Raw genomic sequence first — 19,016 nt, forward strand, 5'->3', positions numbered from 1 at the left:
CGGAAATGTGCGCGGTGCCAACGCCGCCGATGCGGTCCCGGAATGGCGGACGCGGGTGGCACACATCCAACGGTCGGGTTTCCCGGCCGTTTTGCTTTTTAAGGGGGCGGCAGTACAGTCGGAAACCTTGAAGGAAGCGAAAAATTGGATATGACCACGAACGAAAAATCGGCCCGTGCACTGCCGGTGCAGGATGCCCGGATCTACCCGCGCGGTGGGCTGGATGTGCTGTCGCGGGCCGAGGTGGCCCGCCTGCGCGATGCCTCCGCCGGCGGCATGCATGAGCTGCTGCGCCGCTGCGCGCTGGCCGTGCTGACCAGCGGCAGCGCCTCGGACGATCCGCGCGCCGCGCGCGATCTCTACCCTGATTTCGACATCCAGGTGGCGCAGCAGGATCGTGGCGTGCGCATCGATCTGGTCAACGCGCCGGCGATGGCCTTCGTCGACGGCGAGATCATCCGCGGCGTCGCCGAACTGCTGTTCGCCGTCGTGCGCGACCTGGCCTACATGGCCATCGAAATGGGCCCGGCCTACGCGGCCGAGCTGGAGTCATCCGAGGGCATCACCAACGCGGTGTTCGGCCTGCTGCGCAACGCGCGCATCCTCAATCCGGGTGATCCGAACCTGGTGGTGTGCTGGGGCGGACACTCGATCTCGCGCGACGAATACCTGTACACCAAGCAGGTGGGCTATGAACTGGGCCTGCGCGGCCTGGACATCTGCACCGGCTGCGGCCCGGGTGCGATGAAGGGCCCGATGAAGGGTGCCACCATCGCCCACGCCAAGCAGCGCCGTACCGTGACGCGTTACATCGGCCTGACCGAGCCGGGCATCATCGCCGCCGAGTCGCCGAACCCGATCGTCAACCACCTGGTGATCATGCCGGACATCGAGAAGCGCCTTGAGGCCTTCGTCCGCATCGGGCACGGCATCATCGTGTTCGCCGGTGGCGTCGGCACCGCCGAAGAGATCCTGTACCTGCTCGGCATCCTGCTGCGCGAGGAGAACAAGGACCTGCCGTTCCCGCTGATCCTGACCGGCCCGACGGTAGCGGCACCGTACTTCGAGCAGATTGATCGCTTCATCCGCCTGACCCTGGGCGATGCGGCTGCCGAGCGCTACGAGATCATCATCGGCGACCCGGTGGCGGTTGCGAAGAAGATGGCCACTGGCATCAAGCGCGTGCGCGAGCACCGCCTGGCGCAGAAGGACTCGTTCTTCTTCAACTGGTCGATCGAGATTCCGTGGGAGTACCAGCAGCCGTTCGTACCCACCCACGAAGCGATGGCGGCGTTGGACCTGCACCACGGGCGTGCCCCGCACGCGCTGGCGGCCGACCTGCGCCGCGCGTTCTCGGGCATCGTCGCCGGCAACGTGAAGGAAGACGGCATGCGCCGCATCGAGCAGTTCGGGCCGTTCCAGATTCACGGCGACCCGGACATGATGCAGGCGCTGGATGCGCTGCTGCGCGCTTTCGTCGAACAGCGCCGGATGAAGATCTCCGGCGAGTACCAGCCCTGCTACCAGGTGCTGGCCTGAACCCGGGCCGGCGTGATGGGGATCGCGCCGGCACTGGCAGGGGAGGACGGGTCGTCAAGCCTTTGACGCCCGTCGCCCCGGATTGACCGTTCATCCTGCCGCCGCTTGCCGGTGGCGGGGCGATGGCCCATCGTGGCCACCAACACGCTGGGGAGCGTCCAATGTCTTTGCGCCGGCAAAACGGCTTCACGCTGGTTGAGTTGATGGTCACGGTTGCCGTGCTGGCGATCGTGGCCGCGATCGCCTTTCCGAGTTTCCAAGGCACTCTCCGCTCCAATCGGGTTGCGTCGGCAAACAATGAAGTCCTGGGCCTGCTCAGCCTGGCGCGGAGCGAGGCAATTCGCAGCAACCGCGGCGGTGGCGTGTGTGGCAGCAGCGACGGCGCGAGCTGTGACGGTAACTGGTCTGCCGGCATGCTGGCCTTCACTGACACCGATGGTGATGGCACGATGTCCTCCGAGGAAACCGTACTGCGGTTCGTCAGCGGCAGCCCCAAGCTGCAGCTGAGTGGGCCGTCGGAAGAGATCGCCTTCGATGGGCGGGGGCGCCGCAGGGCCGCCAGCGATCAGTCGATCCAGCTGGAGCCGGATGTGTGCAGCAAGGGCGCACTGGACAAACGTACTCTTACGGTAAATGCCTCTGGGCAGATCCGCAGCAGCAAGGAAACCTGCTCATGAACCCGCGTTCCATCCGCGCACGCCAAGCGGGCGGCTTCACTCTGCTGGAAGTGCTGGTTGCAATTATCGTTCTGGCATTCGGCCTGCTGGGATTCGCCCTGCTGCAGACCATGAACGTCCGCTTCGTACAGAGCGCCAACTATCGTACCCAGGCAACCAATCTCGCCTACGACCTGACCGAGCAGATGCGCAGCAACCGCTATCAAGCGGCGTGGTACACCGCCGCGTCGTTTGAGGCAGGCAGCAAAACCGCAGAGAAGGCGTGCACGGCCGATACCGGCGACGTCGCTATTGCTGCAAAAATTGAACGTTGGCAATGCCAGGTTGTAAAGGCGCTGGGTGACGATGCCGGTGCCGAGGTGACCTACAAGGGGGGCGTGGTGAACGTCGCGATCACCTGGGGCGACCAGCGCTGGGATCCGGATGATCCGGACAAGGCCACTACCTTCGCGCTGGCGACGGAACTGTGAGCATGACCATGAAACATCGTACCTCCATGGCTGGTCTATCGCTGGTCGAACTGATGGTTGCGCTGGTGATCAGCTTGGTGTTGATGCTGGGCGTGGTCCAGGTGTTCATTGCCTCACAGACGGCTTCGCGCCTGTCTGAGGGGGCCTCCCGCGTCCAGGAAAATGCACGATTCGCGTTGGACTTCCTGGAGCGGGACATCCGGATGGCCGGGCACATGGGCTGCGTCAACGACCAGGCCCATGTAGTGAAGAATCAGGGAGACCCGGTATCGCATCTCGGTGCGACCTCCGGTGATGGCAGTCCGTTGGATTTCAGTGTTTCCATCCAGGGCTTCGACGCTCCCGACACGGCTCCCGGTGGCAGTCTGGCGCTGGGCGCGGACTGGTCGGCGCCCCAGGGCCTGCCGGCCGCGATCGCCGGATTGAGCCCGGCACCGGCCGGCGGCAGCGATGTGCTGCTGCTCCGGTTCTTCGCCCCGATGGGGGCGCCGGTCACGGCGATCTCTTCCAATGGCGGCGATGCACTCCTGGACGTGGATAGTGACCACGTCGCGCGCCTGACCAGCGATGGCATCAGCACGCCCACTCTGTTCGGCATCGCTGACTGTGGGCATGCCGATGTGTTCGCAGGCACGTTGAGCGCTGCGCGGGTGACTGCGACCTCTCTGGACCTGTCGCGCTACGTGGCCCAGCCAACCGGGCAGACGATGCTCTATCGCGCCGAGTCGATGGTCTATTACGTGGGTATCAATCCGGAGACGAAACAGCCTGGCCTGCGGCGAGCGCGTGCCGACAGCGATGGGGAATACACGATCAATGAAGAGTTGGTGGAAGGCATCGAAAGCCTGCAGCTGATGTACGGCCTGGACAACACTGCCAACATCAGTATCAGCACTCCGCCGGCCGGCAACATCACCCAGCTCGACGCAGCCGGCGGGGTCAGCACGGATGCCAATGCCGAGGGTGCTGCACAGTGGTTGCGCGTGGGGCAGGTGCAGGTCGGATTGCTGGCGCGCAGCCCATCGCCGTCGTCCTCGGCCCAATCGGCCAATGCGCTATCGGTGCTCGGCGTTGAGTTCACCAACAGTGACAAGCCCGACGGTCGCTACCGGTCCAGTTATGAAGTGTCGATTGCCCTGCGCAATCGCTTGTTCGGAAACTGATCATGCCCCATTTCCAGCGTTCATTCAGACCCATCACCGCCCCCCGCCAGCAACGCGGTGCGGTGTTGTATGTCGCGTTGATCATGCTCATCCTGCTGGCATTGCTGGGTATCGCTGGCATGCAGGTGGCGGGCATGCAGGAGAAGATGGCAGCCAACTACCGAGCCGCCAACCGGGCGTTCCAGAATTCAGAAGGTGTGGTGCGTGCAGCCGAGCGCACGGTGGAACAGATCGCCAATCGCCAGGATGTCGGCGACGAGAGCCTGGTACAGGCCAGCGATGTGTCGCGGGTCTGCGATGACGGATTTGACCCGGCCGATTGGGCCGTGGAGCGCCGCGACGATACTCGCCCTGCCGTCAACGTAAGGCAGATCGACAGTTGCGTCATTGGTGAATCGGCACTGGAGATGGGGCGGCCACTGGAAGACATCACACCGATCTACCAGATCACCGGATTTGCCACTGACGATGTGGATGCCAGCTCGTCCGCAGTGGTCATCGATACCGTATTCAAACTCTGAGGACGCAGGCCATGGCTTCGCGCAAATTCCGCTTCATGGCCGCAGGTGGCGCCGCACTGGCGCTGGGTGGGGGCTACTTCATCTATACCCTGATGGCGGCCCAGGGCCAGGGTACGCTGGCGCAGGCGCCGCTGAACATCCAGGTGCAGACGGCACCGGCATTCCTGATGGCGCTGGATGATTCCGGCTCGATGCTGTGGGAGGTGCTGAACAATACCCGCGACGGTGTCTATCGCTGGAGCGGGACGAGCTTCTACAGTGGCAATGTGGCGTACGGCTATGTCGATTCCGGGAACATGTATCACTATGTTTTCCCCAGCTACGGCCGAGATTCAAATCTGGCAGTTCCGCCATTGGATGCCTATGGCTTTGTGCGATCTCCGGATGTCAACGGCTCCTACTTTGATCCTCGCGAGACCTATGATTCCTGGAAAACCGGGCTTACGGGTTCGGCTGCCAATTTCCCAAGTGATCCGATTGATCCGGCCGCAGCGCCCCTGGATCCGCGACCGGGTACGCCAGACGGCAAGAAGACCGGCATCCTTAATCTCGCTGCCAATTCGACAATGACGTCCATTGTTGTGAGCGGAAAAGCCGCAAACTGGCGTTTTCAGTTCTATAGCGGTATGGAACTGCCGAAAGATACGAGGATTGAAAACAATCGATGCAGCGATATTACCAGCCGGAACAGCAGTGTGAAGGACGGCTTCGCTGTGCTGAATCAGAAGGTGACGCTGAGCAGAAGCTGCAGTGCCGCAATGGTGTTCTATCCAGCCACGTTCTACCTGGAAAACCCGGCCTCGCTGCCGGCCGATTACGGCTATACCGCATCCCCGGTGGCGGTGACCAACCCCGTTGGCGGGCGTCCGGGTACGCTCTACAGGTATGAGATCAAACTGGATAACTTCAACAAGGACCAGGCCAAGTACAACAAGGCGATGCAGAACTTCGCCAACTGGTTCAGCCTGTATCGGACCCGTCGCGAAGCGTTGATCGGTGCGGCCACCAATGCGCTGCATGGCACTACGAACCTGCGTGTGGGCTGGTTCCGAATCAATGATCGTGAGCAGGTCAAGATGCACAACATGACCGACGAGACCGAAAAGTCGAAGTTGCTTTACGACATCATGAGCAGAATGCGAGCCAGTGGGACCACGCCGAACCGTTCTGCCGCAGACTACCTTGGCCAGCAGTTCCAGCGCACGGATGACGGCGCGCCAGTGCTATTGGCCTGCCAGAAGAATGCGGGCATGCTGTTCACTGATGGGTATATCAATGAAAGCGGCAACAAGACTCTGATGAAGGACCTGGTGGCGCCCTACTACAAGGGCCCGCTGATTGAAGACCTTGATAACAGCTCTGTGCCGGTTCCTGCAGAGTGCAGCAGTTCCAGTCCGGACCCGTCATTGGACTGCAACAAGAAACTGCACATGAACTTCTACGGTGTGACGCTGGGTACTCAGGGCAAAGAGTTCGGCGTCAAGTACCTTCCGGACCCGAAGAGGCCCTGGGTGCTCAGCCCAGATCCGTATGTTGTCAAGCCCAATTTCCCGACCACGACGCAGGATCTCAAGCCGGAAGCGGTCGACGAGCTGTGGAACGCGGTGTATGACACCCGCGGCGAGATGGTCAACGCCACGCGCCCGGGCGAAATCACCGCTGCCATGCGCCGGATCATCAGCAATGTTGCCCAGGGGGCCACGCCGTCCGGCTCGCGTTCGTTGACGGGGGCTCGTATCGGCGTGGGCTCGCTGTCGGTGGAGCCGTTCTACGAGGCGACCAACAACGGCACCGACTGGTACGGCAGGCTGCATGCCTACTCGCTGAAGGTGGACGAATCAACGCGCAGGATTGTCTCGGAGGAGGCATGGGAAGCGTCGGCGAAGATGCCAGCGGCCGCATCACGCCGCATCCGCTTCTGGCGCAACGGTGAACTGGTTGATTTCACCGGCAGTAATGTCAGCCTGGCCAACCTGTGCGACAAGTCGAGTGTGATGTATCCGGGCATGCTGATCTGCAGTGCCTCGGAACTCGAAGGGCTCGCCACGAATTCGGCGACCGCCGTGGCGTATCTGCGTGGAGACACAACCAACGAAAAGCGCAGCGGCGGCAAGCTGCGCGACCGTACCACAGTGCTTGGGGACATCATCACCTCTACGCCGGCCCTGAGTTCGCCGCTGGATGACTACGGTTTCCGTCGCCTGCCAGGCGCGATGGGCACCAGTTATGCCGACTATATGGTCACCAAGCGCAATGACCGACGCTACATGGTCTACGCGGCTGCCAACGACGGGATGCTGCACGCCTTTGATGGCGGCATGGGCGCGGATGGCGAGATGGACAGCGATGGTGGCAAGGAGCTGTTTGCCTATATCCCATCCACGTCGTTGGGTCATATGGGCAATCTGTTGCTGCCCAACGATCCCACCAACCAGAACGTCCAGCGCTTCCAGCATCGCTACTATGTCGATGGCCCGGTGACGATCAGTGATACCTACAGCGGCGGAAGCTGGACGACCTCGCTGGTCGGCACGGCGGGTGCCGGTGGGCGCAGCGTGTTCGCGCTGGATGTGTCTGATCCGGCCAGCTTCGGCGGCACCGGTTCGCTGCTGTGGGAGATCAGTGATCTCAATGCCTCGCTGGATGAGGACGTAAGGAACAATATCGGCTACGTGCTGGGCAAGCCGGTGATCGTGCCGATGAAGAACTCTGACGGCTCGGTGGGCTTCCGGGCGATCTTTGGCAATGGCTATGAAAGCAAGAGCGGAAAAGCCGTGTTGTTCGTGGTCGACATGGCGGCTGGCAATACGCCGACCATCCGCATGATCGAGGCGGTCGAGTCGGGTACGGATCTGCCTGCCGGCAGCAATGGGCTGGGCAACATTGTGGTGGTGGATCGTTGGGGTGGGGCTGGACAGAACGAACGGGTCCGCGATGGTCTTGCTGATACCGTCTATGGTGCTGACAAGCGCGGAGCGGTCTGGAAGTTCGACCTGCGTGCCGACGCGGCACCGACGGTTCCGCTGTTCACCACCGATACCCATGTCGATCGCAGTGACAAGCGAACCTATCGCCAACCCATCACCGGCGGCTTGACGGTAACCACAGGCCCATCCGGTGGCGTGATGCTGATCTTCGGCACCGGCAGCTTCTCGTACTACGGCGATGAGAACGACGCTGCGGTGCAGGCGCTGTATGGCATCAATGACGTTGAAACCGGGCAGCCCAGTGCTACGCTGACGTCGGCCAATCTGCGCCCGTTCGCGGCGCAATTTGAGAATGGCGTTCGCACCCTGCTTCCGGGCACTGTTCCGGCGCTAAGCCGCGGCTGGACCGTAACGCTGTCCAACAAGGAGCGTGCGGTCGGCAATCCGCGCATCGTTTCCGGAGTGGTGTTCATGCCCACCTATATCCCGTCCGAGGCCAAGGGCTGCTCGGTGGATGGCGCGAACTGGGTGTTTGGCCTGCAGGCCGGCAGTGGCGAAGCGGCAATGTCGCAGGTGCGCTTCGGTGCACCGGACGGCACGTCGCCGGGGGCAGGTACGGCCGGTGTACCCCTGGAAACGGGCGGCAACGCACCGGTCAGGGATGTCACGACCTCTGTTGTCCCTCGCCTTGCGCCGCCGGATCCGGGTGAACCAGGGACTCCTCCACCGACGCCGCCGGGCGAGGCCTGCCTGATGCAGATTTCGGTGGCAGGTGCAAAACCGATGTACTTGCCTTACCCGTGTGGTCGCCAGTCGTGGAGGCAGATCCAGTGAGTAGTGTCCGTGCTTCGTCGATCAATGGAGTTGCTGCAATGCACACGACGTCCGCCCCTGGCCGCCTGGCCCGCGGATTCACTCTCATTGAACTGATGATCGTGGTGGCAGTCGTGGCGATCCTCGCTGCGATCGCGTACCCGAACTACAGCGAACATGTGCGAAAGTCGCGGCGTGCGCAGGCCAAGGCCGATCTGGTGGAGTATGCGCAGCTGGCCGAGCGCTACCACACCATCAACAACACCTATGTGGGCTTCACCTTCCCGGGCGGAGCTGATTCCATCAACTCGCCACGCGAGGGCGGCACTGCGGCCTACACCTTGTCCATGGAAACCGCGCAATCGACGTTTACGTTTACGGCGACGGCTGCCAATGCTCAGGCCGAAGACAAGTGTGGTGACCTGTCCCTCAACCAGGCCAATGTGAAGACATCCAAGGGCACGCTGTCCGAATGCTGGTGATGCAGGAAAAGTGCGCCGGCGGGCGTCGTGGGCAGGAGTGTTGCACTCTCTGATCGAGGTGATTACAATGCGCCTCCCCGCCCGAATAGCTCAGCCGGTTAGAGCACTTGACTGTTAATCAGGGGGTCGTTGGTTCGAGTCCAACTTCGGGCGCCAGGTTATACGCATCAAAGGCTTGCGGTCATCCGCAGGCCTTTTTTGTTGTTAGCAGGGTCGATCGGTCCTGGTCCGTGTTGATCGGACGCGCCCGCTGTTGCTGACGATTATCCGGGAGTGCTCACGGCCGTCCGCGCAGATGCGCAGCGTCAGATTGGCTCCAGGGCTGCGGCCATCCGGTTGGAAGTAAAGCTGCGGCCGGCCACTGCTGGTGGTTCCCCGGATCTTGATGTTCGGAAAGCCTGCCTGGTGCATCAGAATAGCGTCGGCAGAAGAGGGTGGTTCGCGCCGGCCGCTCGTCCTGTAGATGACCCACCCCTGGCTCCAGTCGTCGCCGCAGTGGTGGCCATCGGTACTTGCGCAGATGCCGATCAAGTTTCGGCGCATGATCGCCTGGTAGCGCGCAGCAGCGAGTCCGGACTGCAGGTTGATACGGGTGGCGTCCGCACGCTGCCGCAACAGCATCGAATGCAGGGTGGGCCATCCGGCGGCCAGCAGCACGGCCGACACGGCCACCACCGCCATCAGTTCGACCAGGTGCATGCCTCGCGGCGCCGTAGGGCTGGGGATTGGGCAGTGGCGCATGAGTCCAGCCTCCCTCGTCCAGCGTCGCCGGCGCCATCAGGCACTGCCGCGCCCGCCTGCCCGGAAACCCCTCAGCTGGCCGTCACCGCTTGCCCCGTATACTCACTCTTCCCGGGAACTGGCAACACCATGAGCGACCGTTTTGAACTCGTCTCGCCGTATTCGCCGGCAGGCGACCAGCCTGATGCCATCGCAAAGCTGACCAGCAACTTCGAAGCGGGCATCGCCAAGCAGACCCTGCTGGGCGTCACCGGTTCGGGCAAGACCTACACCATCGCCAACGTCATCCAGAACGTGCAGAAGCCGACGCTGATCATGGCGCCGAACAAGACGCTGGCGGCGCAGCTGTACGGTGAGTTCAAGGCATTCTTCCCGCACAACGCGGTGGAGTACTTCGTCAGCTACTACGATTACTACCAGCCGGAAGCCTACGTGCCGTCGTCGGACACCTTCATCGAAAAGGACAGTTCGATCAACGAGCACATCGAGCAGATGCGGCTGGCGGCAACCAAGACCCTGCTGTCGCGCCCGGATGCGATCGTGGTGGCCACGGTGTCGGCGATCTATGGCCTGGGTGCACCCGAGGACTATCTGTCGCTGCGCCTGATACTGTCCAAGGGCGAGCGCATCGACCAGCGCGACCTGATCAATCACCTCACCCAGCTGCAGTACACGCGCAACGAGTACGAGCTGCAGCGCGGTACGTTCCGCGTGCGTGGCGAAGTGATCGACGTGTTCCCGGCCGAGTCGGACAGCGAGGCGCTGCGCCTGGAACTTTTCGATGGCGAGGTCGAGAAGATCACACTGTTCGACCCGCTGACCGGCGAGACGCTGCGCAACATGCAGCGTTTCACTGTTTATCCGAAGACACACTACGCGACCACGCGCGAGCGCGTGCTGGCAGCGATCGAGACGATCAAGGTGGAGCTGAAGGAGCGGCTGGAGCAGCTGTACGCGCAGAACAAGCTGGTGGAGGCGCAGCGCCTGGCCCAGCGCACCCAGTTTGACCTGGAAATGATGGCCGAGGTTGGCTACTGCAACGGCATCGAGAACTACTCCCGGCATCTGACCGGCAAGAATGCCGGCGAGCCGCCGCCGACCCTGTTCGATTACCTGCCGCCGGATGCACTGCTGGTGATCGACGAATCGCACGTGACCATTCCGCAGATCGGCGCCATGTTCAAGGGCGACCGCTCGCGCAAGGAGACCCTGGTCGAATTCGGTTTCCGCCTGCCGTCGGCGCTGGACAACCGCCCGCTGCGCTTCGAGGAGTGGGAGGAGCGCTGCCCGCGCAGCATCTACGTGTCGGCCACGCCCGGGCCCTATGAACTGCGTGAAGCCGGTGACGAGATCACCGAACTGGTGGTGCGCCCGACCGGCCTGATCGACCCGGTGGTGGAGATCCGCCCGGTCGGTACCCAGGTCGACGACCTGATGAGCGAGGCCAACGCGCGCATCAAGGCGGGCGACCGCGTGCTGGTCACCACGCTGACCAAGCGCATGGCCGAGAATCTCACGGAATACCTCACCGAACATGGTATCCGCGTGCGCTACCTGCACTCGGACGTGGACACGGTCGAGCGCGTGGAGATCATCCGCGACCTGCGGCTGGGCAAGTTCGACGTGCTGGTCGGCATCAACCTGCTGCGCGAAGGCCTGGACATGCCCGAGGTATCGCTGGTGGCGATCCTTGATGCCGACAAGGAGGGCTTCCTGCGTTCCACCGGTTCGCTGATCCAGACCATCGGCCGTGCCGCGCGCAACGTGCGTGGCAAGGCGATCCTGTATGCGGACAAGATCACCCGTTCGATGCAGGCCGCGATCGATGAGACCGACCGCCGTCGTGCCAAACAGGTCGAGTACAACGAGGAACATGGCATCGTGCCGCGCTCGGTGGCGCGCCCGATCGTCGACGTGCTGGAAGGCGCGCGTTCGGATGCGGCAGAGAAGGAAGCGAAGAAGGGCAAGGGCAAGGGCAGGCCTGGCGTGGCCGAGGACGGGGGCGACTATGGCTCGCTCAGCCCGGCCCAGCTGGCGTCCCGTCTCAAGGCGCTGGAACAGCAGATGTACCAGCATGCGAAGGACCTCGAATTCGAGGACGCGGCCCGCGTGCGCGACCAGATCAGGCAGCTGAAGGAGGCGAGTCTGGGCTGAACGCGGCAGTGCAGCATCTTCTTCACGAAAGTATTGCACTTCACGGCGGGCATACGTAATATACGCGGCCTGCACCGACGCAATCGCGAACGTTCAGAAGCAAAAACGGGCGGTTAGCTCAGCGGTAGAGCACTACCTTGACATGGTAGGGGTCACAGGTTCGAACCCTGTACCGCCCACCACGAAGTCCTCGGAAGAGGGCTGTCGTGAAATGCAAAGCCCGGCCCTGGCGCCGGGTTTTTACGTAGCAAGGCCAGCTTTCGGGCGGCAAGAACAAGATGGGCGGTTAGCTCAGCGGTAGAGCACTACCTTGACATGGTAGGGGTCACAGGTTCGAACCCTGTACCGCCCACCACCTGGCTCCCGGCACTGCCGGTGCAACGGTGGATCAGAATGAAAGCCGGCCCCGGGCCGGCTTTTTTCGTTTGCGCCAGTGGGCTGCAGCCAGCGGTCAGCGTTGGGCCACCCATTCGTCGATGCTGATCATGCGCTGCAGCCGCCAATGCCCGTCCACGCATTCCCAGACCTGCGCAACGCGTGCCGAGCCGGTGCGCTGCTGCGGGGTGTCCGCCCGCAGGGGCTGGTTGCCCACGCGCAGCACGCGATCCTGGCGCAGCCGGTAAAGCTGAAGGGTGGCCGGGTCTGCTTTCTCATCCGGCATTGGGGATGCTCCTGCCTGCCCAGCCTCGGCCTGCAGGATCTGGCTGCGCAGGGAAGCATCCCCGGCGTCGGTATCGCGGCCGAACAGGCCAGCGCACAACAGCAGCAGGGCAAGCATCGGCATGGCACGGTGCTCCGGAGAAGGGAGTCCAGCGTGGCACTGCCCCCTGCGGTGTGAAACCGGTATGCGACGAAAGCCGGTAAAGCGCGCGCCAAGGCGCCCGGGGAAGGATGAATCCGGGGCCGGAAGTGCCGGGCCGCCCCAAGAGACGGCCCGGCGCGATGCCCAATGCGGGTGGGCGCCGATCAACACCGCTGCGCTGGGTCAGCGCTGGCGACCCGCAGCTCGGCTTCGATTACAGCGGATCACAGCACAGCACCTGGCCAGGCTTGCCGGAGTTGCCGAACGGGCAGCTCGGATGCGGCTCGCAACCGGGCGCATAGCCGGTCTTGGGCGCAACGGCAAAGGCCTGGCTGGTGCCGAAGGCCATGGCCGCGACAACGACGATACCGGCGACAGACGAGAACAGCTTCTTCTTACCGATCATGCGTGGCTCCTTCAGGTGTGGAAATGCACGGTGTAGGCCGTTTGCGGGACGGCCTTGCACAGGTCAGTTCGGCTGGCAGCAGATGCGGGTACCACCGATTGTCCCGTTGCCGCCGAAAACGCAGCCCGGCGTGTAGGTGCAGCCCGGCGCGAAGCCAGCCTTGGTTGGCTTCGCAAAGGCCTGGGACGCGCCGAACGACAGCGCGGCGACAACGACGATACCGGCGACGGACGAAAGGACCTTCTTTCCGATCATGTGTATCTCCTTGGTTGGCGTTGGTGTTGCAGTTGCCGAAGGCACCGGAGTGCCGGTTGTGGCGCGAATCTGGTGGCGAGGGCGGGCGCGCGGATCGGGCGCGTGGCGCCTCAGTGCAATGCAAGGCGAGGCGCCAGCGACTTCATGGCGGCCTGCACGACCTGCTCATCGAGCTGGCCGACGTGTTTGTAGGCCACGCTGCCATCTGCAGCCAGCACCACCAGCATCGGTGTGACCGTGGCGCGGTAGCGTCTGGCGGCATCGCCGTCGCTGTCGATGGCAATCGGGAAGCGCAGATCGTGCTTGCCGGCGTAGTCGGCCAGTTCATCGTAGGGAGGAAGGCCCACGCCGACCAGCTCGCTGGTGCCACGTCCGCCAGCAATCTGCTGCAGCTGCGGCATCGAGGCCAGGCAATAGCGGCAGGCGGTGGAAAAGAAGTACAGGATCTGGGCAGTGCTGCGTTCGCCGCCGATCATCACCCGGGTGCGCTGAGTGGTTTTCAATGCCAACGTATCGGCACGCGTGCCCAGCGCCAGGCCATGCGCCTCATGCTGCATGGCCTGCAGCTGGGCGGCCATCTGCTCGTTGATCTGCCGCAACTGGCGGTTCTGCCATCCCAGCGCGATGATCAAAGCCGACAGCAGCAGGGCAGCAACAGGAACCAGGGCGCGCTTGAGCATTGATCATCCTTGAACGCAGCGTTGTCCGGAACATACCCGAATTGCGGCGCGAGTTGTTAAGCAGACGTTCCGCGCGTCGCCGTGGCGTGCGCGTCCCTACCACTCTCAGGATCCGTCTCAGATGAGCGAGCATGTTCCGGCTCCCCGGACCAATCCATTCGTCGAGCTGCTGTTCGGCGGCAACATGCTGGAAGGCACCTTCAAGGCCGTGGTCTGGGTAGCTCTGCTGGCTGCGGTGCTGGCCTGGGCCACCTTCCGCTGAGCCATCGTGCCCCTGCGCTCAGGCGTTGAAGACCTGCCGCAGGCTGTGCAGCGTAGCCTGGCGGTGCTCCTTTGCGGTCGCTTCGCTCATCTCAAGTTCCTGCAGGCGCAGCCCGACCAGGGTCATCGACAGCGCGTAGGTGCGTGCCGCATCGGCGACGCGCGAAAGCCCGAGTGCGCGGCGTGCCAGCGCATCCACATGCTCCAGATCGGGCATAAGGCCCAGATACGCACGTTCTGCGCTGTCCAGGTCGGGAGCACACAGGATCGCATGGGCTTCGAGGGGGGCGGAGACGCAGGCCATGAGGGGTGTCCTTGTCTGTAACGGGCGCTCGCTCAGAACGAGCGCATCAGGGAAACGAAGGCCGACGTCTGTGTCCCACGCCGCGCCATCGGGCTGTCCTTTACTGCATCGCGAACCGCTGGTTGGCGGCCAACGGAAAGCTGATGGCAGCGGAGAACAGCAACAGGCGCAGCAGGGTCGGGGGCAGCAACGGCATCGATCAGCCACTTTGCGGAGGATGGCTGTGCATGGTGCGGGCGCAACATTGTCAGAACATTGCGCGTCGGCAATCGGCACGCGAAGGCGCCCAAACCCGGCGCAAGGCACTATGATCGGCAGCGTTTCCGGTAGCCGAACCCCCTGATGCGCATCCTCCTGGTCGAAGACGATCCCGATCTGTCCCGAGCCCTGCAATCGGGCCTGGAGCGGCAGGGCGTGGTCGCCGACGTGGTTGGAAGCCTGGCCGAAGCTACGATCGCGCTGCGCGAACCGGTACACCAGTTGATGTTGCTCGACCGCCAGCTGCCCGATGGCGATGGCGCGGCGTTCGTCGCCACCGCGCGTGCGCTGCGGCCTAACCTAGCGGTGATCATGCTGACCGCCAAGGGCACGTTGTCAGACAAGGTCGAGGGCCTGGATGTGGGGGCCGATGACTACCTGGTGAAGCCAGTGGCGATCGAGGAACTGATGGCGCGGATCCGTGCAGTCTCACGGCGGCCCTCGGCGATGGTGACGCCGCGCCTGCACCTGGGGCGGCTGGAATTCGACTTCGAATCGCTGCAGGCGCAGGTGGGAGGCCAGCCGCTGGCACTGCCCCGGCGCCAGGTGCTGGTGCTGCAGGCGCTTGCGATGCGCCAGGGGCGCACGGTCACACGCAGCGCGCTGGAAGCGGCGGTGTACGGGTTTGATGACGAGATCCAGTCCAATGCACTCGACGCGCACATTTCCAAGCTGCGCAAGGCGCTGCAGCAGGCCGGGGCCGGTGTGGAGATCCATGTGATCCGCGGCGTCGGCTATCTGCTGGCGGAGGCGTGAGATGACCCGACCGATCCGCTCCATCACGCTCGGCCTGGCCTGGCGGTTGTTCCTGGCGCAGGCCTTCACTGTGTTGTTCGCGGTGGCCGCGTTGATCCTGACCTGGGGCGACAAGGACACTTGGGGAATGGACATGTTCACGGCCGAGGCGGTAGCCAAAGCCGTGCACAGCGAAGGCGGCCGGCTGGTACTGGACCAGGCGCGTTGGGACAGGCTCAATGCAGGGGCGGGGGGCAACCTCTGGTTCGCGGCGGTTGATGACAGGGGCACGTGGCTGGAGCGCGGCACGATTCCTGCGGTCCACGCCCCGTTGCTGGCACGCTTGCCGACGGTGGGCGCCACCGAACTGGGTTCACTGGTGCCGCCCTATCTGGACGTTGCGCGGGTGATGATCCGCAACGAGGATGGGCGGCGCATCACGGTGATGGTGGGCGGGGCGCCGAAGGGCGGGCTGCTGGACGGCGCACTGATGGTGCTGCGCCTGATCGGCCTGTGGTTCTTCATGCCGCTGATCGTGATCACGCTGCTGGTGATGCCGACCGTGATCCACCGTGCGATGCGCGGCGTGCGTCGGTCCGCACAGCAGGCCAAGGAGCTGGATATCGGCCAGCCGGGTGCGCGGCTGGATGCGCAGCTGGTGTCGACCGAGGTCGCGCCGCTGGTGGAAGCTTTCAACGACGCGATCGACAAGGTGCAGCAGGGCTATGCAGCACGTGACAAGTTCCTCGCCGATGCCGCGCACGAACTGCGGGTGCCGATTGCAGTGGTACAGGCGCGCTTGTCGCAGCTGCCGCAGGGTGAGCTGAAATCGCAGCTGCTGACCGACGTGGCGCGGCTCGGCAACGTCGCCGAGCACCTGCTTGACCTGCAGCGGCTCGATCGCAATGTCGGCGCACTGCAGCGGCTGGATCTGGCGCTGCTGGTGCGTGAAGCGGCCGCCGATCTGGCGCCACTGGTGGTCGGCGCCGGCTATGGCTTCGAGGTGGATGCGCCGGAGTCGCCCGTGTGGATCCATGGCGACAGCCTGGCGCTGGGGCGGGTGATCGCCAACCTGGTGCACAACGCCATCGTCCACGGCGGCGGGCGCGGCACCATCTGCGTGCGCCTGGATGCACGTGGCCTTCTGGAAGTCAGCGATCAGGGCGCCGGTATTCCGGTGAGTGACCGTGAAGCGATCTTCGAGCCGTTCCATCGCCTTCGCGCGGCGGGCAGCGGCAGTGGCCTCGGCCTGCATCTGGTGAAGGAAATCGTGCAGCATCACGGCGGCTCGGTCAGTGTCGGCGAGGCCACCGGCGGTGGTGCCAGCTTCCGGGTCAACTTCCATCGCGGCACCGTCCGGCGCTGACAGCCGCGCGGGGGAAACCCCGATAGGCAGCCTGTAGCGCCTGGCGGCAGGCTGATGGAATGGCTTCCGAACGTTCCGCGCCGGCCCTGTTCGGCCCCGGCTGCGCTGCCGGCCTGGTGCTGGGCGCGCTGGCCTGCGTGCAGATGCCGGCGCTGCTGCCGCTGTGGCTGAGCGCGCCGATGGCGGTTGCCGGCGGCGCGGGCTGGCTGCTGCGCTGGCGCGGCCGCCCCTGGGCTGCAATCGTGCTCGGCCTGGCATGGGCAACATTGCACGGGCATTGGGCGCTGCACGGCCAGCTGCCACCCGGCGCGCCGCCGCAGGATGTGCGGGTGAGCGGACGAGTCGCCGATCTTCCGCAGCGGGGGCCCGGCTACACCCGTTTCGTGTTGCACGTGGATGAGGCCGATGCGCTGCCAGCGCTGCGCGGCAAGCGCCTGCAGGTCACCTGGAACGATCCGTGGCGCGGGTCGTCAGCGCACGAGGCCGAGGGTGGGCGGCATGCGGTTCGTGCGGGATCGCATTGGCAGTTGCCGCTGCGCGTGCGTGCGCCACGTTCGCGGATCAATCCCGGCGGCTTCGATGGCGAACGCCATGCCTTGCTGCGCGACATCTCCGGCAATGGCACGGTACGCGACCCGGGGGCTGCGCGTGAGCGCGCGCCTGCGCAGGGCCTGCCAGCCTGGCGCGAGCGCAGCAGTGACGCCATCGCTACGCAGGTGGCACATCCTGCCGCGCGGTTCGTGCAGGCCTTGGCGCTGGGCGATACCCGCGGGCTGTCCGATGCCGACTGGGAACACCTGCGCGCGCTGGGCCTGACCCATCTGGTCGCCATTTCCGGTTTTCACGTGGGCGTGGTGGCGGGCTTCGGGGTACTGCTGTGCCGCTTGTCGTGGTGGCTGTGCCCGGTGCTGGGACGTTGCTGGCCACGGCCGCAGGCGGCGGCATGGGGTGCAGCGCTGGCCGCAGCCGCCTATGCCGTGGCCGCCGGCGGCGCGCTGCCAACGGTACGCGCGGCGCTGATGATCGGGCTGGTGGCACTGGCCCGTGCCGGACGTCGCCCGGTGGGTGCGGGGCAGGGGTTGGCCCTGGCCGCGATGGTGATGCTGCTGCCGGCGCCGCTGTCGGTGTTGTCGGCCGGCTTCTGGCTCAGCTTTGGCGGGGTGCTGTGGCTGCTGTGGTGCCTGCCGCGAACCGGGCCGGAGGGTGCCGGTGGGGGCCTGCGTGGCTTCCTGGCCGCCCAGGGCGTGGCCAGCCTCGGCCTGTTGCCGCTGTGCGTGGCCCTGTTCGGCGGCACCGCGCGGTTGGGGCCGCTGGTCAACCTGCCGATCATTCCGTGGTGGACGTTGCTGGTGGTGCCGTTGTCGTTGCTGGGTACGGGGCTGCATGCGCTGCACGAGGGAGCCGGCCGCTGGTCCTGGCGTGCTGCGGCCTGGCTGTTCGAGCTGAGCTGGCAGGCGCTGCAGCCACTGGCGCTGCACCCGCAGGCCATGTGGTGGTTGGCCGAGGCGCCGCGCTGGGCCGTACCGGCGGCATTGGTGGGGGTGTTCTGGTGGCTGCTGCCACGCGGCGCCGGCGGTGGCCTGGCGGGCCTGCTGCTGTGCCTGCCGCTGTTGTGGCCGGCGCGGCATGCACCGGCCGAGGGGGAACTGGAGCTGCTGGTGCACGATGTGGGGCAGGGCACAGCGGTGCTGGTGCGTACAGCGCGGCACGCGCTCTGGTACGACGTAGGGCCTCCGACCGGCGGCGAGGGTAACGAGCGCATTCTGGTCCCGGCCCTGCGCGCGCTCGGACAGGCGCCGCCCCGGCAGGTGATGCTCAGCCATGATCATCTTGATCACACCGGCAGCCTGTCCAGCCTGCGACGGCAGCTGCCCGGACTGCAGCTGCTGGCGCCACCGGGCAGCACCATCGCTGGCGCCACGCCCTGCCAGCAGGGGCTGCGCTGGCAGTGGGACGGGGTAGATTTCCAGGTCCTGCACCCGGCGCCGGGCAGCCGTCAGGCCGAGAACGAAGACAGCTGCGTGCTGCGCATCGCCAGCCGCCACGGCGTGGTCCTGCTGCCGGGTGACATCGGCCGGCCGGCCGAGCGGACGCTGCTGGAGGCGTCTCCGGCAGCGCTGAAGGCGGATGTGGTGCTGGTGCCGCACCATGGCAGCGGCGGCAGCTCCAGCGCGCCGTGGGTCGAGGCTGTGGCGCCACGGCTGGCGGTGGTCTCGGCCGGGCACCGCAACCGCTTCGGGCACCCTCGCCAGGACGTGGTCCAGCGCTGGCAGGCGCAAGGGGCCGAGGTACTGGCCACGGCCGATTCCGGGGCGATCCGCATATGGCTTGGTGCACAAGGGCTGCAGCTGCGTGAACAGCGTATCCACGCATCCCGGTGGTGGGATGCCGCTGGGCGGGCGCGGTCGGCTGCTATCCTATCGCCGAACGAACAAGCGGCCGTTGGGCCGGAGGGTTGAAAC

At 64.9% G+C, this 19,016-nt stretch carries 18 protein-coding genes and 3 tRNA genes; 15 read left to right on the forward strand and 6 right to left on the reverse strand.

What is annotated here, in order from left to right; all coding sequences use genetic code 11:
* Window positions 1-150: 150 nt before the first annotated feature.
* The 8 genes from ppnN (at window position 151) to AC5P8C_RS11015 (ending at window position 8,748) form a co-directional block, all read left to right on the forward strand.
* Window positions 151-1,539, forward strand: coding sequence for a nucleotide 5'-monophosphate nucleosidase PpnN (gene ppnN / locus AC5P8C_RS10980; protein ID WP_019659018.1), 1,389 nt, complete (start codon window positions 151-153; stop codon window positions 1,537-1,539).
* A gap of 161 nt (window positions 1,540-1,700) precedes the next feature.
* A complete protein-coding gene (locus AC5P8C_RS10985; RefSeq protein ID WP_021203585.1) occupies window positions 1,701-2,216 on the forward strand; it encodes a GspH/FimT family pseudopilin in 516 nt (171 codons plus the stop codon).
* The gene (gene pilV, locus AC5P8C_RS10990; RefSeq protein WP_021203586.1) at window positions 2,213-2,686 is read left to right on the forward strand and encodes a type IV pilus modification protein PilV; all 474 of its coding nucleotides are present in this window, start codon (window positions 2,213-2,215) and stop codon (window positions 2,684-2,686) included. Before AC5P8C_RS10985 ends, pilV begins: the two co-directional genes overlap by 4 nt.
* 2 nt (window positions 2,687-2,688) lie before the next feature.
* Window positions 2,689-3,849: a PilW family protein gene (locus tag AC5P8C_RS10995; protein WP_233653026.1), complete on the forward strand. Its 1,161-nt coding sequence runs from the start codon at window positions 2,689-2,691 to the stop codon at window positions 3,847-3,849.
* 2 nt (window positions 3,850-3,851) lie between these two features.
* A complete protein-coding gene (locus AC5P8C_RS11000; protein ID WP_495218749.1) occupies window positions 3,852-4,370 on the forward strand; it encodes a PilX N-terminal domain-containing pilus assembly protein in 519 nt (172 codons plus the stop codon).
* Window positions 4,371-4,381: 11 nt separating this feature from the next.
* Complete coding sequence (locus AC5P8C_RS11005) at window positions 4,382-8,131, forward strand: pilus assembly protein (protein WP_495218750.1); 3,750 nt, start codon at window positions 4,382-4,384, stop codon at window positions 8,129-8,131.
* Between the two features lie 38 nt (window positions 8,132-8,169).
* Window positions 8,170-8,592, forward strand: coding sequence for a type IV pilin protein (locus tag AC5P8C_RS11010; RefSeq protein ID WP_495218751.1), 423 nt, complete (start codon window positions 8,170-8,172; stop codon window positions 8,590-8,592).
* 79 nt (window positions 8,593-8,671) lie between these two features.
* Window positions 8,672-8,748, forward strand: a tRNA-Asn gene (locus AC5P8C_RS11015).
* 48 nt (window positions 8,749-8,796) lie between these two features.
* Here the strand turns inward: AC5P8C_RS11015 and AC5P8C_RS11020 are convergent.
* Window positions 8,797-9,291 carry a GspH/FimT family pseudopilin gene (locus AC5P8C_RS11020; RefSeq protein ID WP_495218752.1) on the reverse strand — a complete coding sequence of 165 codons (495 nt, stop codon included), beginning with the start codon at window positions 9,289-9,291 and terminating at the stop codon, window positions 8,797-8,799.
* A 171-nt stretch (window positions 9,292-9,462) separates the two neighbouring features.
* Between AC5P8C_RS11020 and uvrB the strand changes: the two genes are divergently transcribed.
* The 3 genes from uvrB (at window position 9,463) to AC5P8C_RS11035 (ending at window position 11,842) form a co-directional block, all read left to right on the forward strand.
* On the forward strand, window positions 9,463-11,487 hold the full coding sequence (gene uvrB, locus AC5P8C_RS11025; protein WP_019659010.1) for an excinuclease ABC subunit UvrB: 2,025 nt from the start codon (window positions 9,463-9,465) through the stop codon (window positions 11,485-11,487).
* A gap of 107 nt (window positions 11,488-11,594) precedes the next feature.
* Window positions 11,595-11,669 (forward strand) — tRNA-Val (locus AC5P8C_RS11030).
* 98 nt (window positions 11,670-11,767) lie between these two features.
* A tRNA-Val gene (locus AC5P8C_RS11035) sits at window positions 11,768-11,842 on the forward strand.
* 96 nt (window positions 11,843-11,938) lie between these two features.
* Here AC5P8C_RS11035 and AC5P8C_RS11040 read toward each other — a convergent pair.
* From AC5P8C_RS11040 to AC5P8C_RS11055, 4 genes are all read right to left on the reverse strand, one after another.
* Window positions 11,939-12,271 (reverse strand): hypothetical protein, encoded by a 333-nt coding sequence (locus tag AC5P8C_RS11040; RefSeq protein ID WP_019659009.1) that lies wholly within the window; start codon window positions 12,269-12,271, stop codon window positions 11,939-11,941.
* Between the two features lie 232 nt (window positions 12,272-12,503).
* Window positions 12,504-12,695 (reverse strand): hypothetical protein, encoded by a 192-nt coding sequence (locus AC5P8C_RS11045; RefSeq protein WP_019659008.1) that lies wholly within the window; start codon window positions 12,693-12,695, stop codon window positions 12,504-12,506.
* Between the two features lie 63 nt (window positions 12,696-12,758).
* Window positions 12,759-12,950 (reverse strand): hypothetical protein, encoded by a 192-nt coding sequence (locus AC5P8C_RS11050; protein WP_019659007.1) that lies wholly within the window; start codon window positions 12,948-12,950, stop codon window positions 12,759-12,761.
* A 110-nt stretch (window positions 12,951-13,060) separates the two neighbouring features.
* Window positions 13,061-13,630: a peroxiredoxin family protein gene (locus AC5P8C_RS11055; RefSeq protein ID WP_019659006.1), complete on the reverse strand. Its 570-nt coding sequence runs from the start codon at window positions 13,628-13,630 to the stop codon at window positions 13,061-13,063.
* Window positions 13,631-13,751: 121 nt separating this feature from the next.
* On the opposite strand from AC5P8C_RS11055, the gene AC5P8C_RS11060 reads away from it, so the two are divergent.
* Window positions 13,752-13,892, forward strand: coding sequence for a hypothetical protein (locus AC5P8C_RS11060; RefSeq protein ID WP_021203593.1), 141 nt, complete (start codon window positions 13,752-13,754; stop codon window positions 13,890-13,892).
* Window positions 13,893-13,910: 18 nt separating this feature from the next.
* On the opposite strand, the gene AC5P8C_RS11065 is transcribed toward AC5P8C_RS11060, so the two are convergent.
* On the reverse strand, window positions 13,911-14,195 hold the full coding sequence (locus AC5P8C_RS11065; RefSeq protein WP_019659004.1) for a hypothetical protein: 285 nt from the start codon (window positions 14,193-14,195) through the stop codon (window positions 13,911-13,913).
* A gap of 342 nt (window positions 14,196-14,537) precedes the next feature.
* On the opposite strand from AC5P8C_RS11065, the gene AC5P8C_RS11070 reads away from it, so the two are divergent.
* Genes AC5P8C_RS11070 through AC5P8C_RS11080 form a run of 3 tightly spaced genes read left to right on the forward strand, consistent with a single transcriptional unit; the run spans window position 14,538 to window position 19,013 of the window.
* On the forward strand, window positions 14,538-15,209 hold the full coding sequence (locus AC5P8C_RS11070; RefSeq protein WP_019659002.1) for a response regulator transcription factor: 672 nt from the start codon (window positions 14,538-14,540) through the stop codon (window positions 15,207-15,209).
* Between the two features lies 1 nt (window position 15,210).
* Window positions 15,211-16,554 (forward strand): sensor histidine kinase, encoded by a 1,344-nt coding sequence (locus AC5P8C_RS11075; protein ID WP_233653022.1) that lies wholly within the window; start codon window positions 15,211-15,213, stop codon window positions 16,552-16,554.
* A 59-nt stretch (window positions 16,555-16,613) separates the two neighbouring features.
* Entirely contained in the window at window positions 16,614-19,013 is a 2,400-nt protein-coding gene (locus AC5P8C_RS11080) for a DNA internalization-related competence protein ComEC/Rec2 (RefSeq protein ID WP_495218753.1), read from the forward strand.
* Window positions 19,014-19,016 lie beyond the last annotated feature (3 nt).

This window comes from Stenotrophomonas sp. YJH_SMC_46, assembly GCF_059370315.1.

Bases quoted from the DNA above. Each gene is read 5' to 3' on its own strand.
- AC5P8C_RS11055 (WP_019659006.1), bottom strand. From the start codon at position 13,630: ATGCTCAAGCGCGCCCTGGTTCCTGTTGCTGCCCTGCTGCTGTCGGCT.
- AC5P8C_RS11070 (WP_019659002.1), top strand. From the start codon at position 14,538: ATGCGCATCCTCCTGGTCGAAGACGATCCCGATCTGTCCCGAGCCCTG.
- AC5P8C_RS10985 (WP_021203585.1), top strand. From the start codon at position 1,701: ATGTCTTTGCGCCGGCAAAACGGCTTCACGCTGGTTGAGTTGATGGTC.
- AC5P8C_RS11000 (WP_495218749.1), top strand. From the start codon at position 3,852: ATGCCCCATTTCCAGCGTTCATTCAGACCCATCACCGCCCCCCGCCAG.
- AC5P8C_RS11060 (WP_021203593.1), top strand. From the start codon at position 13,752: ATGAGCGAGCATGTTCCGGCTCCCCGGACCAATCCATTCGTCGAGCTG.
- AC5P8C_RS11010 (WP_495218751.1), top strand. From the start codon at position 8,170: ATGCACACGACGTCCGCCCCTGGCCGCCTGGCCCGCGGATTCACTCTC.
- pilV (WP_021203586.1), top strand. From the start codon at position 2,213: ATGAACCCGCGTTCCATCCGCGCACGCCAAGCGGGCGGCTTCACTCTG.
- AC5P8C_RS11050 (WP_019659007.1), bottom strand. From the start codon at position 12,950: ATGATCGGAAAGAAGGTCCTTTCGTCCGTCGCCGGTATCGTCGTTGTC.
- AC5P8C_RS10995 (WP_233653026.1), top strand. From the start codon at position 2,689: ATGACCATGAAACATCGTACCTCCATGGCTGGTCTATCGCTGGTCGAA.
- ppnN (WP_019659018.1), top strand. From the start codon at position 151: ATGACCACGAACGAAAAATCGGCCCGTGCACTGCCGGTGCAGGATGCC.
- uvrB (WP_019659010.1), top strand. From the start codon at position 9,463: ATGAGCGACCGTTTTGAACTCGTCTCGCCGTATTCGCCGGCAGGCGAC.
- AC5P8C_RS11075 (WP_233653022.1), top strand. From the start codon at position 15,211: ATGACCCGACCGATCCGCTCCATCACGCTCGGCCTGGCCTGGCGGTTG.
- AC5P8C_RS11045 (WP_019659008.1), bottom strand. From the start codon at position 12,695: ATGATCGGTAAGAAGAAGCTGTTCTCGTCTGTCGCCGGTATCGTCGTT.
- AC5P8C_RS11020 (WP_495218752.1), bottom strand. From the start codon at position 9,291: ATGCACCTGGTCGAACTGATGGCGGTGGTGGCCGTGTCGGCCGTGCTG.
- AC5P8C_RS11005 (WP_495218750.1), top strand. From the start codon at position 4,382: ATGGCTTCGCGCAAATTCCGCTTCATGGCCGCAGGTGGCGCCGCACTG.
- AC5P8C_RS11040 (WP_019659009.1), bottom strand. From the start codon at position 12,271: ATGCCGATGCTTGCCCTGCTGCTGTTGTGCGCTGGCCTGTTCGGCCGC.
- AC5P8C_RS11080 (WP_495218753.1), top strand. From the start codon at position 16,614: ATGGCTTCCGAACGTTCCGCGCCGGCCCTGTTCGGCCCCGGCTGCGCT.
- AC5P8C_RS11065 (WP_019659004.1), bottom strand. From the start codon at position 14,195: ATGGCCTGCGTCTCCGCCCCCCTCGAAGCCCATGCGATCCTGTGTGCT.